A 12,833-nucleotide genomic window follows, 5' to 3' on the forward strand; every position below is an offset into this window, starting at 1 on the left:
ATCTCCATCTGGTCGGGTGCGGTGTCCGTACGGACACCGGCCTGCGAACAGGCATACATCGCCCATGTTATCCGTGTTACCCGTTCGTGACCTGCGAGCAGGCCGCAATCCGAAAGAGCCGCTCGTGCCTGCAGCGAACACACGGCTGGGGGCGCGAAACACCGGCTTAGGATCGAGCCATGGCCGGTTTCTGGGGCAAGAGGAAGCGCGAAGAACAAGACGCGGCGGATGCCGACCTGGCACGCCGAGCGGAACTGGCGATCGTCGCGGCCGACGAACGTGTGCGCCTCACCTCCGATGAGCTCGACTTCGCCCGTGCCGAGCTCGGCGACAAGGCCACGGAAGACCTCGCGGCGGCCCTCGACTCCGTGCGGACGCACCTCGCCGAGGCATTCCAGCTGCACCAGCTGAACCACGACGAGATCCCCGACACCAAAGAAGAGCTGCGCACGCGCAACGTGCGCATCATCCAGCTCTCGCAGTGGGCCGAAGACCTGCTCGAAGAGCGCACCCAGGTGCTGCAGCCCAAGATCGACGCCGTGCGACGCGCCCCCGAGATCCTCGCGCGCGTCCGCGCCGACCGCGACCGCCTCGCCGAACGCATCCCGAACGCCCGCGAGGTCGTGGATCGCCTCTCGCGGCGCTACAGCGACTCCGCCCTCTCGCAGATCGGCGGCAACCCGGAGGAGATCGAGCAGCTGCTCGACTTCGCCGTGCACACCGCCTCGGTCTCCGAGCGTCGTCGCGACGCCGGCCAGCGCGAGCAGGCGTCCGTCGCCCTCGAGGCCGCGACCGAGGCCGTGCGCCGGGCCGAATCTCTCCTCGACGCCGTGGACACCTTCGAGATCGAGGCGCTGCGCGCCGAGTCGACCCTCGCCGCCGTCGTCGACGACTCGCGCAACGACCTCGTCGAAGCGCGACGCGGCCCGCAGACCCCCGTCGTCACCCAGGCGATGGCGACGCTGCAGCAGGCGTTGACCGCCCTGCCTGCATCCGGAACGCGGAGCGACCCCTTCGCGGCCCTGTCGTCGCTGCGCCAGGCGAACGCCGACCTCGACCGCGCGCGCGAGCGCGCCGCCCGGCCGGTGCCCTCGCAAGACCAGGTCGACCACGCGATCGACGACGCCGATCGGCAGATCGCCGTCGCGCGCGGCCTCATCACCGGCCACCGCGGCTGGATCGGGGCCGACGCCCGCACGCGCTTCGTCGAGGCGGAGCGTCTGCGCGCCGGACTCCCCCTCGGCCCCATCTCCGAAGACGACCGCGAGACGGCCCTCGCCACCGCGCGTCGCGCCGGCTCCCTGGCATCCGAGGCCCTGCAGATCGCCCAGCGCGACATCGAGCAGTCACGCCCCGACGACTGGGGCGGCAACGGCTACGGCCGGGGCGGCGGCTACGGCCGCGGGGGCGGCATGGGCGGCGGCAACATGGTCGGCGGCATGCTCGGCGGCCTCGTCATCGGATCGCTCCTCGGCGACATCTTCGACGGCTGACCCGGCCACTCCCCCCGTCAGACCACTTCCGTGGCGCGCAGGAGCACGACCCGTTCGGGGAACGAACCCGGCAGATGCAGCCCCGCCGCGGCAAGCGCCCGCCCGCTCATCGTCACACCGGCCCCGTCGGCGTACCACGGTGGGTCGGCGCGGCCCGGGTCGGGTGTGCCGACGACCACCGGCGCGACCCGGTAGGTCTTTTCGGCGTCCAGGCCCGGCAGGGTGAAGCGGCCGCGCGGAGACACCGTCGGACGAGTCAGGAACACGAGGAAGACGAGTGCCTCCGAGCGATCGGCAGCCACGACGGCCGTGACCTGGAACGAGGGGTCGATCTCCTCCGCCCGAGCGATCTCGCCCGTGTGGAGAAGGGCGCGATGGTCGCGGTAGAAGCGGATCCACTCGGCGAGGTCGGCATTCTCCTGCGGGGTCGCCTGCGCCAGATCCCACTCGATGCCGAAATGGCCCAAGAGCGCGGTGGCCGCCCGGAACGACAGCGGATGTGACCGGCCGGTCGTGTGGTTGACGCTCGAACCGATGTGGGAACCGAGCAGCTCGGCCGGAAGCAGTTGAAGGGTCCACCGCATCATCTGCTGCCGTTCGAGGGGATCGATGCAGTCACTCACCCACACGCGATCGGTGCGCTCGATGACGCCGAGGTCGACGCGACCGCCGCCGGACGAGCAGGACTCGATCTCCAGACCGGGGAACCGGCGACGCAGCTCGTCCATCAGACGGTAAGCCGCGAGTGTCTGCGCGTGCACGCCCGGCTTCCCCGCCGGGGCGGTGCCGGCATCGATGAGGTCACGGTTGTGATCCCACTTGATGTACGAGATGTCGTGGGCGGCGAGGACCGCCGTCATCGCGTCGAGGACGTATCGATACGCCTCGTCGATGCCGAGGTTGAGCACCTGCTGGCCGCGTCCGCGGACGGGCAGCCGCCCGCCCGTCTGCATGATCCACTCGGGGTGCGCCCGGGCCAGGGCGCTGTCCTCGTTGACCATCTCGGGTTCGAACCACAGCCCGAACTGCATCCCCAGCGACGTCACCCGATCGACGAGCGGGGTCAGGCCGTCGGGCCAGAGGCCGGCATCCACCGTCCAATCCCCGAGCCCGCTCGTGTCGTCCCTCCGCCCGGTGAACCAGCCGTCGTCGAGCACGTACCGCTCCACCCCGATCGCGGCGGCGCGGTCGGCGAGGTCGAGGAGCCGATCGAGATCGTGATCGAAGTAGACGGCCTCCCACACGTTCAGGGTCACCGGCCGGGGCGTCGCCGGGTGCGTCGGGCGCCCGCGCAGGAACCGGTGGAAACGATGAGCCTGCTCATCGAGTCCCGCACCGTAGGCCGCGTAGACCCACGGTGATCGGTACCTCTCGCCCCGGTCGAGCCCGACCTCGCCCGGGAGCAGCAGCTCGCCGCCCCCGATCACCTGCGCCCCCGCCGACAACCGCTCGGCGTAGTGACGGTGGTTGCCGCTGAAACCGACGTGGACGCCCCAGACCTCGCCGGCGCCGAAACCGAATCCCGTCTCGCCGACGGTGAGCACCGTCGCCGCATCCGGACCCGTGCGGCCCTTGCGGCCCTCGCGATCGTGGATGCCGACGACGAGCTCGCGACGCTGCGGGATGCGCTCCTTGCTCCATCGTCCGGCGAAGTCGAGGATCTCCCGAGCCCGCACCGGGATCGGGAACGCCAGCGCGATCCCGTCGGCGCTGTACACGCCCGCCCCGATGTTCTCCAGCTCTGCGCGGGCGCGCAGCAGTCCGCTCGCCGCCAGCTCGATGTCGAGCTCGAGGCGCAGACCCGCGGTCTCGTCGGCGGCGGCCACCGTCACGACGGCCGGGCCGGCCTGGACGAGACGTCCATCGCGACGGAGGGGATCCCCCTCAGCCGCGACCGCGACGGAGACGACGGTGAACTTCGGCGACCAGTCCGCACCTGCGCGATGCCCCGTCACTCCGGGCCTGCCCTCCCACCCGGCATGGTGCTCGGGGAGCATCGCGACGCGCACGGGCTCGTCCACGACGTTTCCCGATGCCGGTTCGATCGCCGCCAGGCGCAGGGCGTCGGCCTCGACCTCGCTCAGCCGGCCGAGACCCGCCCCCCAGTGCAGGATCGCCGGCAGGCGCCCCTCGGTGAGGTCGAGAAGAACGCTCACCCCGCCCGCAGCGAGATGGAGAATCGTGTCCGCGGGGATCAGCTCGGCGCTCCCGTGCATGCTCACGCGGACGCCCGAGCGGAGGGCGAGCGGGGGCCGCGCAGGCGCAGCGTCACGAGCTCGAAGGGCCGGAGGTCCAGCTCGATCGCCCGGTCAGAGGTCGACGAAACCCCCGTCCCGGGCAGTGCCCGCTCGAGCAGATCCGTCGCCTCCACGGCATCCCACTCGATGGAGGTGGTCAGGGTCGCGCTCACGCGGTCACCATGGGCCTCGTAGAGGCGCACCACGAGATCTCCGCTGTCGTCCTCGGCGAGCTTGACCGCCTCGATCACGACCGCGGGGTGCGACACGGCGACGAGCGCGGGCACGGCCGCACCACGCAACGGGCGCATCGGCAGGCTCTGGCGATATCCGTCCACGACCGCGTCCGGAATGCCACCCGGCCGGAGGCTGACGGTGAACTCGTGACGACCCTGGTCGGCGCCCGGGTCGGGGTATCGCGGTGCGCGAAGGAGGGACAGCCGCGCGACGACCATCGGCCGACCGGACGGCGCCTGAAGCGTGCGCAGGTCGTGGCCGTAGACCACGTCGTTCGCGATGGCGACACCCCACGACGGCTCGCCGACATGGACCCATCGGTGGGCCACGGTCTCGAAGCGGGCCGAGTCCCAGGACGTGTTGCGGTGGATGGCCCGATGCAGATGGCCGTACTGGATCTCAGAGGCCGCGCGGTCGGCGCGCAGATCGAGCGGGAACGCCAGTTTGAGCAGCTTCTGGGACTCGTGCCAGTCGATGTCGAACGACAGGTCCACGCGCCCCTCGCGAACGCGCACACGGACGTCGATGCGCGAGGCGCCGAACCGGTGCCGGATGAAGACCGCGTCGCCGTCGATCCGGACGTCGACCGGATCCGTCAGCGCGCGGCCGGAGCGCTGATCCTCCTCATTGATGTCCCACGCGTCCCACTCACGCGGAGTGTCGCGCAGCACGTGCAGGACGCCCCCGGGGACGCCGTCGGGAAGGACCTCACGTCCGACGACGAGGTCGCGGATGGAGGTGAATGCTCCCCGACGATCGACGACCACGCGGAGGGTGTCGTCCTGGAGGACGAAGACGTCGCCGTCGGCGGCGGGCACGACGGGCTCGACCGGGCGGGACGGCCCGATCGACATCGCCTCGACGCCGTCGCGGAGGTACGGGCCCGCGTTGGCGCTGAGCTGAGCGTCTCCCCCCGTCGCGAGCGACGCGAGCGACGCGGCGATGATCTTCTCGAGGACCTCGGCCACGCGCGCGTACGCGGCCTCGGCCTCCTGATGGACCCAGGCGATCGAGGTCCCCGGGAGGATGTCGTGGAACTGCAGCAGCAGTACCTGCCGCCAGGCGTCGCGCAGTTCCCGCGCGGGATAGGGGGTCCCCCGGAGGATCGCCGCCGTCGCTGCCCACAACTCCGCCTGCCGCAGCAGCGCCTCGCTGTGGCGGTTGCCCCGCTTCGTCTTCTGCTGCGAGACGAGCGTGCCGCGATGCAGTTCGAGGTACATCTCACCCACCCAGACGGGCGGAGAGGCGAGTTCGGCCTCCGCGGCCGCGAAGAACGACTGCGGATCGCTCAGGAAGACCCGGGGCGAACCCTCGAGGTCGCGTTTGCGATGAGCCTGGGCCAGCATCTCGCGAGTGGGCCCTCCCCCTCCGTCCCCCCAGCCGAACAGCCCAAGAACCTCGCGGGCCCGACCCTTCTCGCTGAAGACGCGCTCCGTGCGGGCGAGATCCGCGGCCCCGAGATCGGAGTTGTACGTCTCGGCGGGCGGAAGATGCGTGAACAGGCGGGACCCGTCGATCCCTTCCCAGTGGAACGTCGAGTAGGGAATGCGGTTCGTCTCGTTCCACGACGGCTTCTGCGTCACGAACGACCGGGCACCGGCCGCGCGGGCGATCTGCGGCAGGGCGGCGCTGTACCCGAACGAGTCGGGCAGCCACACCTCGGCACTGTCGACCCCGAACTCCTCGAGGAAGAACGCCTTGCCCTGCACGAACTGTCGAGCGAGCGACTCGCCGCTGGGCATGTTGGTGTCGGATTCGACCCACATCCCCCCGACCGGGCGGAAGCGACCGGCGGCCACGGCCGAGCGGACCCGCTCGAACAGTTCCGGCTGACTCTGCTTCAACCAGAGGTACTGCTGTGCCGACGACGCGGCGAAGACGAAGTCGGGGTCGCGATCGATGAGGTCGACGACGTTCGCGAACGTGCGCGCGACCTTGCGGACGGTCTCGCGAGTCGGCCACAACCACGCCGAATCGATGTGCGCGTGTCCCACGGCGCTCACGCGCAGCGCGCTGCCCGGCGCCGTCATCGCGAGCGCGGGGGCCAGGACCTCGCGCCCGCTCTGCGCCGTCGCCGAGACGTCGTCGGGATCCATGACGTCGACCATGCGCTCCAGCGCATGCACGATGTCGGCGCGGCGCGCCGTCTCGGGGGGCAGGGTCTGAACCAGTCCCTCGAGGGCGATGACGTCCTGCAGCAGTTCCCACACGACGACATCGCGGCGAACGAGCTCGAGACGGACGAGGCGGTAGTGCTCGTCGTCGCCGGCCGTCGCAGGATCGCCCAGCGACGTCGGTTCGTACTCGTAGGGCACCTGGATGGTCGGGTTGGCCGCGGCTTCCAGCAGCAGCCGGAACGAGCCCGCGTGTGGGAGGGGCACCCACGCGTTGCGGGGTTCGATGGCTTTCACGATCGTGCCGTCGGGGCGGTAGGCGGTCGCTTCCGCCTGGAACCCGGGCTGCTCCTCGACGAATCCGAGGTCGACCAGCAGCTCGGCCTCGTCGACCGGCCACTCGGCGGGGACCTCTCCGCGCACGTCGAACCACACCGTGTCCCACGGCCGCCCCCACGACGCGCCCAGGGCGATCGGCTCGAACTCCTGCACCGCCGCGGTCGCGAAGGGGACGGGCTCCCCGCCGACCCTCCATGCCCGGATCTCCACCGGACGGGTATCGCGGTGAACGGCCGGCGCGAGGCGGAAGCGGGTGAAGCGCCGCACCCTCTGCATCGCGAGCGTCTCGGCATCCAATCTCACCCGCCCGTTGGGGTTCTCCTCGGCTGTCACGCGCCGTTCTCCCGCGGCGCGATCAGCTCACGGGTGTAGTAATCGACGAGGCCGTCGGGCGAGCCGAGCACCGGCCGGTCGAACTCCCCGGTCAGGTACATGGGCGTGACGAGGTACGACTCGCGCTCGCGAGAGGAGTACGCCCACTTCACGCCGTTCGCGATCACGCGCTGCACGTCGGGATGGTGGTAGACGGGGTAGATCTCGTCGCCGGGGCTGAAGTAGAAGACCTTGCCGTATCCGCGGCGATAGGTGATGCCGCTGCGGAACACCTCGCCGCCGGAGAAGCTGCTGATGAACACCAGCTCATCGGGTTCGGGGATGTCGAAGAACTCGCCGTACATCTCCTGCCCCGGGATGACGAGCGGCTGCGGGACGCCCTCGGCGATCGGATGCCGCGGCGACACCGTCCAGACGAGCTCGCTGTCGGCGTCGTTGCGCCACCGCAGGCTGCACGTCGTCCCCATGAGCCGACGGAAGATCTTGGAGTGGTGCCCCGAGTGCAGGACGATGATGCCCATCCCCTCGAGGACGTGCTTCTGGATGCGGTCCACGACCTCGTCCGCGACCTCCTCGTGGGCGGTGTGGCCCCACCAGAGCAGTACATCGGTCTCGGCGAGCAGTTCCTCCGTCATCCCGTGCTCGGCGTCGTCGAGCACGCGCGTGGTCACGGTGACCTCCTCGCCCAGCAGACCCGTGATGCCGGCCGCGATGGTGCTGTGCATCCCGTCGGGATAGATGCCGCGGACGACCTCGTTGATCTGCTCGTGGCGGTTCTCACCCCACACGACGACGCGGATGGCCTTCTTCGGCAGGGTGGGAGTGGTCATCGAGCGCCTCCAGACGCGATCATGGCCGGGGCTGACCCCCAGGCCGGTGTGGTGATGCCGTCGGCGGCGCTCGTCCACGACCGCAGAAGGTCGCGGATGTCATCGTGCTCCTCGGCGGCGATGGCGAGCGCGAGCGACTCCTCGATCAGGTCGTCGAGCACGACCTTCTCGCCGCCGCGGTCGCTGCTGCGGATCGCGCCCTCGACCATCGCGAGGGTGCGGACGTTCGCGCGCACTTCGTTCTGCGGGGTGCGACCCGACCGCAGGGACGCGACGAATTCCTTCAGGGACCCCTCGATGCCTTCGCTGTCGCTGCGCACCTCGACCTCGACGCCGACCGTGTCGGTCTCGACGAGGGCATCCCCGTCCCAGTGCGTGGCGCCGTGCTCGGCGTAGACCCGCCAGTCGGCGTTCCACGACGTCTGCAGTCCGGGCGTCGCGCGGCTCCCCGAGTAGACGAATCGCGCGCCCGAGGCCAGCTCGAAGGTGGCCGTGGCGGCCGCGTCACCGGCGAACCAGCTCCACGACGGGTTCCAGGAGTCGCAGCGCACGCTGACCGGTTCGTCGGCGCTGAGGTAACGCAGCATGTCGAAGTGGTGCACCGACATGTCGACCAGCAGAGGGTGCGCCATCTGCTCGCGGAAGCCGGGCTCGTGGTCCTCGTGGAAGAACTGCGCGTGCACGGCTCCGATCGGACCGAGCGCGCCCACCACGTCGCGGAACGCCGCGAGGTGGTCGAAGTAGCGTCGCGACTGGCTGACCATGAGCAGCTGCCCCGTCGCGTCGGCGAGTGCGACCTGGCGCAATGCCTCGGCGACCGTCGGGGCGAGCGGCTTCTCGCACAGGACGGGGAGCCCCGCGCGCATCGCCTGCTCGTTCACGACCCGATGCGCCTGCGGCACCGTGACGTTGACGACGGCTCGGGCACCGGATCGCTCGACGACGTCGACGAGGGATGCGCCGACGACCGCGTCGAGGCCGATCCCCGCGACGGTCTCGCGCGCGAGGTCGACGTCGAGATCGACGACGCCGACGGCGCGTGCGTGCGGCGAGCGCGACAGCATCCGCAACCACTCCCCACCCATCGCTCCGGCACCGACGACCACGACGGGTAGACGCATCGACTCGGACATCTCCGTCATCCCTTCAACGCTCCGCCGAGGCTCGACTTGAGCAGGTTCTTGCGCACCAGCATGTACAGCACGGCGGGGGGCAGGACATAGACCACGGCGCTCGCGGCCAGCAGGCCCCAGTCGACGATGTTGCGCTCGCTGAAGGCGCGGAACAGTCCGATCGCGAGCGGGTAGAGCTCCTGGTTCTGCAGGAGCACGAGCGGGGTGAGGAAGTCGCCCCACGAACCCATGAACATGAGCATGGCCGCCGCGCCCAGTCCGGGTCCCATGAGCGGGAGGACGATGCGCCGAGCACCCTGGAGGCGGGTGTTGCCGTCGGTCCAGGCCGCTTCCTCGAGCTCCATCGGGACCGCGTCGACGGTGCCCTTCATCAACCAGAGGGTCACCGGCAGTCCACTGACCGCCTGCACGATGATGAGCCCGTGCAGGGTGTTGGCCAATCCCAGGTTGACCATGATCAGGTACAGCGCCACGATCGTCGCCGGCGCCGGGATGACGCGGATCAGCAGGATGCTGAACATGAAGAACCGTCGTCCGCGAAAGGCGAACCGCGACAAGGCGTAGCCTCCGGCGATCCCGAGGACGAGGTTCAACGCCGTCGACGAGATCGCGATGATCAGACTGTTCACCAGAAGCAGGGGCGTTCCGGATGCCGTGAAGAAGCGCACGAAGTTCTCGAACGAGAGCGCCGGCCATTGGACCGTCGCGCCCGCATCGGCGTCGACGGCGCTGAACACGACCCACGCGAACGGGACGAGGCAGAACAGTGCCAGCACGACGATCAGCGCGTAGCCGATGCATCTCTGCAGGACGTCGACGGGACCGAGACGACGTCGACGTTCGACGTGCGCGGAAGCCGCGACGCGGCTGTCGATGGCGGTCATGTCACACCTCTACCTTCGCCAGGCGCACGTATGTGAAGCCCAGCACGACGACGATGACGAGCAGGATGATCGACGCGGCGCTGCCGATGCCGATCTGCGAGAACTGCAGGGCCCGCTCGTAGATGTAGATGGCGGCGATGCGCGTCTGACCGCCGGGGCCACCTCGGGTGAGGAAGTACACGAGACCGAACACGCCGACGGTGCTGATGGTCGTGAGCAGCAGGTAGAGGAAGACCGGACCGCGGATGAGCGGAAGGGTGACGTGCCGAAACACCTGGACGGCGCTGGCCCCATCGACGCGGGCGGCTTCGATCAGCTCAGCAGGGACGTCCTCGAGGGCGGCCTGGAACATGATCATGGCGAAGGCCAGACCACGCCAGATGTTGACGAGGATGATGGCGAGCATCGGCGCCGTCTGCAACCACGCGGTGGGCTCGGAGCCGAACACCGCGGTGAGCCGGTTCAGCGTCCCCTCCGGGCTGGTCGCCAGCACGCTGGCCCAGGTGAGCGAGGCGACGACCTCCGGAACGACCATCGGCATGAGCAGCGCGGCCCCGAAGAAGCCCTTGCCGCGGATCCACGGCCGACTCAACAGGATCGCGGCGACCATTCCGAGCACCGTTTGCCCGACGATCGCCGACCAGAAGAGGAAGGTGCCGGTCTGCCCCAGGGAGCCGAGGAAGTCGGTGCTGCCGAGCAGGTACGCGTAGTTGTCGAACCCCACGAACTTCGGATTTCGCGCCGCGAACCCCGTCAACTGCGTGTTGGTGAGGCTGAGCCAGATGCCGTACACGGCCGGCAGCACGATGAACAGCACGATCAGGACGGCCGAGGGGCCCAGCAGAAGGAGGACCAGCGGCCATGTGCGGGCGCGCCGGCGCCGCGGCGCAGGCGGCTGCTCAGCCGTCTGCACCGCGGCGGGGACGTCGATGATCGACGTCACTGCTTCACCAGGCTCGGTCCGAGCAGGTCGGTGGCGTCCTTCTTGAAGGCCTCGTAGGCCTGCTTGCCGTCGGCCTGACCGCTCAGGATCAGCTCGGTCGCGGTGGCGACCGCCTGGCTGATCTGGTCGGCGCCGTCGCCGGTCACCACGAAGACGCTGTTCGAGAGGTCTTCACCGGCCTGCAGCAGCTGCGGCTCGCCGGAGTAGGGGGCCACGTCGTCGAGGTCGTCGCGGGCGGACGCCGCTCCCGAGGCCACGAGCTGCTCGGCCAGCGGCTTGCCGCTGGAGAGGTACTTGATGAACTCGAAGGCCGCGGCCTTCTTGTCGGAGTCGGCGGAGATCGCGTAACCGCCACCGGTGCTGCTCCAGCCGTAGGGCTGGTCGCCGTCGCGCAGACCCGGCCACTGCCACGTCGAGACCTTCTCGGTGAGGCCGTCGATGGGGGTGGCACCGTCGGGGCCCCAGTCGAACTTCCATCCCCACGTGCCCTGAGCCGAGACCTGGATGTCGCCCGCGGGGAACTTGACGTACTTCGTCGGCTCCCACGGGTTCGGGTTCTGCAGATCCTGGACCGGCATGAGGCCCTTCTGCACGAGCTCGGCGTAGAGCTCGAAGACGGCGAGCCAGCCGGGGGTGTCGAGATCCCACGTCGCCGTCTCGCTGTCGTAGTACCCGGTGTCGGTCCCGCCGAGCAGAGGCTGGAAGCCCTCGCCCCACGTTCCGCCACCCCAGGCCGTTCCGGCGGGGATGACGATGGGCGTCCCACCGGTGGCCGCCTTGACCTTCTCGAGGCGCGAGATCAGGTCGTCCCAGGTCTTGGGCTGCGTCGTGTCGACGCCGAGCTGCTCGAGCACGTCCTTGCGGTAGAAGAGGTTCAGCACGCCGGCGCCGGAGGGGAGGTTGTAGACCTGACCGTCCTGTCGGGTCATGGCCTCTTTGACGGCGGGGTAGTAGTGCTCCCAGCCCTCCCACTGGTCGAGGTAGGAATCGAGGGGCTCGAGGTAACCGGCCGACGACCACGCTATGGCCATGTTCTCGCCGATGTCGAGCACGTCGGGCGCCTGACCGGCGATGAGCTGCTGGGTGAGCTTGGTCTTCACCTGCTCGTCCGTCAGCACATCGGCGATGAGGTCGACCTTGATGTCCTTGCCCTGCTCCTTCATCGCGGCTTCGAAGCCCGGGATCTCCTTGGAGATCGCGTCGATGTTGGTCTGCTTGCTCTCCAGAATGCTGATCGTCACGGGGCCGTCCGTGCCGTCGCCGCTCGTGGCGTCTCCGGCGGAGCAGCCGGTGAGTCCCGCCGCGGTGACCACGGTGGCCGTGAACGCAGCAACGACGTATTTGCGCTTCATTGCGATGCCTCTCCTGGAAACACCCCGTCGGCTGCTTTGCCGAGCTGTCGGGTCCATCCCGTCTGCATGTTAGGACAATTGGAATGAGGTCGTCAACCGTCTCGGGCGACTTTGTACTAACATGACATACGCAGGTTTTGTCAGTCCGGACGAGAGTCGAGGGTCGCATGCTCGAGGGAGAACAGCCGGTCGTGCTGCCGGCGGAACAGCTGCTTCAGCCTATGGCGCAGGCCGCGCCACTGTGGATCCGGCTCTCGCGCGGACTCGAGGCCGCAATCGCCTCGGGGGCCCTGCCCCCGGGCGCTCGGCTCGAGAACGAGGTCTCGATGAGCGAGAGACTGTCGCTCTCGCGACCGACGGTGCGACGCGCCATCCAGGAACTCGTCGACAAGGGCCTGCTCGTTCGCCGACGCGGAGTGGGAACACAGGTCGTCCACGGTTCGGTGGCGCGGCAGATCGATCTGACCAGCCTGTACGACGACCTGAAGCGGTCGGGACGCGTCCCCTCCACCCGCGTGCTCGACGTGACCTTCGCCCGGGTGGGTCCCGAGGTGACCGAGCAGTTGGGTCTCGACCAGACCTCCCGCGTGCTGAAGATCCGCCGCGTGCGCTTCGCCGACTCCGTGCCGATCGCCGTCCTCGAGAACTATCTGCCCGACACCTTCGCCGACATTACCGCGGAGCGACTCGCCGAGGTCGGCCTCTACCAGGAGTTGCATGCCCGGGGCGTGACGCTGCGCGTCGCGCGCCAGCGCATCGGCGCCCGTCGGGCCAGCGTCGACGAGGGGCTGCTGCTGGACATCGGACGCGGCGCCCCCGTGCTCACCATGGACCGCACCGCCTACGACGCCGACGGCGCCGCCGTCGAGTACGGCCGCCATTGCTACCGCCCCGACCTCTACGGGTTCGAGATGACCCTCGTCGAGCGATGAGGCCCG

The 12,833-nt window shown here is 69.5% G+C and carries 9 protein-coding genes; 2 read left to right on the plus strand and 7 right to left on the minus strand.

Features of this window, described 5'->3' with window-relative positions; genetic code table 11:
- Window positions 1-179 precede the first annotated feature (179 nt).
- Entirely contained in the window at window positions 180-1,493 is a 1,314-nt protein-coding gene (locus FS769_RS02140) for a hypothetical protein (protein WP_144828783.1), read from the plus strand.
- Window positions 1,494-1,510: 17 nt separating this feature from the next.
- On the opposite strand, the gene FS769_RS02145 is transcribed toward FS769_RS02140, so the two are convergent.
- Genes FS769_RS02145 through FS769_RS02175 form a run of 7 tightly spaced genes read right to left on the minus strand, consistent with a single transcriptional unit; the run spans window position 1,511 to window position 11,895 of the window.
- Complete coding sequence (locus FS769_RS02145; protein WP_144831771.1) at window positions 1,511-3,709, minus strand: alpha-galactosidase; 2,199 nt, start codon at window positions 3,707-3,709, stop codon at window positions 1,511-1,513.
- A 2-nt stretch (window positions 3,710-3,711) separates the two neighbouring features.
- On the minus strand, window positions 3,712-6,753 hold the full coding sequence (locus FS769_RS02150; RefSeq protein WP_308071693.1) for a glycoside hydrolase family 38 C-terminal domain-containing protein: 3,042 nt from the start codon (window positions 6,751-6,753) through the stop codon (window positions 3,712-3,714).
- The gene (locus FS769_RS02155) at window positions 6,750-7,583 is read right to left on the minus strand and encodes a ThuA domain-containing protein (protein ID WP_144828785.1); all 834 of its coding nucleotides are present in this window, start codon (window positions 7,581-7,583) and stop codon (window positions 6,750-6,752) included. Before FS769_RS02155 ends, FS769_RS02150 begins: the two co-directional genes overlap by 4 nt.
- Window positions 7,580-8,725: a Gfo/Idh/MocA family protein gene (locus tag FS769_RS02160; protein ID WP_222123885.1), complete on the minus strand. Its 1,146-nt coding sequence runs from the start codon at window positions 8,723-8,725 to the stop codon at window positions 7,580-7,582. Before FS769_RS02160 ends, FS769_RS02155 begins: the two co-directional genes overlap by 4 nt.
- The gene (locus FS769_RS02165) at window positions 8,722-9,600 is read right to left on the minus strand and encodes a carbohydrate ABC transporter permease (RefSeq protein ID WP_144828788.1); all 879 of its coding nucleotides are present in this window, start codon (window positions 9,598-9,600) and stop codon (window positions 8,722-8,724) included. The genes FS769_RS02160 and FS769_RS02165 overlap by 4 nt, the downstream gene beginning before the upstream one ends.
- A gap of 1 nt (window position 9,601) precedes the next feature.
- On the minus strand, window positions 9,602-10,543 hold the full coding sequence (locus FS769_RS02170; RefSeq protein WP_222123886.1) for a carbohydrate ABC transporter permease: 942 nt from the start codon (window positions 10,541-10,543) through the stop codon (window positions 9,602-9,604).
- A complete protein-coding gene (locus FS769_RS02175; RefSeq protein ID WP_144828791.1) occupies window positions 10,540-11,895 on the minus strand; it encodes an ABC transporter substrate-binding protein in 1,356 nt (451 codons plus the stop codon). Before FS769_RS02175 ends, FS769_RS02170 begins: the two co-directional genes overlap by 4 nt.
- 221 nt (window positions 11,896-12,116) lie before the next feature.
- Between FS769_RS02175 and FS769_RS02180 the strand changes: the two genes are divergently transcribed.
- Entirely contained in the window at window positions 12,117-12,827 is a 711-nt protein-coding gene (locus tag FS769_RS02180; protein ID WP_230704526.1) for a GntR family transcriptional regulator, read from the plus strand.
- The last annotated feature ends 6 nt before the right edge of the window (window positions 12,828-12,833 follow it).

This window comes from Microbacterium sp. BH-3-3-3, from assembly GCF_007679045.1.
In the GTDB taxonomy this organism is placed as follows: domain Bacteria; phylum Actinomycetota; class Actinomycetes; order Actinomycetales; family Microbacteriaceae; genus Microbacterium; species Microbacterium algihabitans.

Coding starts and splice junctions, on each gene's coding strand:
- FS769_RS02140 (WP_144828783.1), top strand. CDS start 180: ATGGCCGGTTTCTGGGGCAAGAGGAAGCGCGAAGAACAAGACGCGGCG.
- FS769_RS02145 (WP_144831771.1), bottom strand. CDS start 3,709: ATGCACGGGAGCGCCGAGCTGATCCCCGCGGACACGATTCTCCATCTC.
- FS769_RS02155 (WP_144828785.1), bottom strand. CDS start 7,583: ATGACCACTCCCACCCTGCCGAAGAAGGCCATCCGCGTCGTCGTGTGG.
- FS769_RS02160 (WP_222123885.1), bottom strand. CDS start 8,725: ATGACGGAGATGTCCGAGTCGATGCGTCTACCCGTCGTGGTCGTCGGT.
- FS769_RS02165 (WP_144828788.1), bottom strand. CDS start 9,600: ATGACCGCCATCGACAGCCGCGTCGCGGCTTCCGCGCACGTCGAACGT.
- FS769_RS02175 (WP_144828791.1), bottom strand. CDS start 11,895: ATGAAGCGCAAATACGTCGTTGCTGCGTTCACGGCCACCGTGGTCACC.
- FS769_RS02180 (WP_230704526.1), top strand. CDS start 12,117: ATGGCGCAGGCCGCGCCACTGTGGATCCGGCTCTCGCGCGGACTCGAG.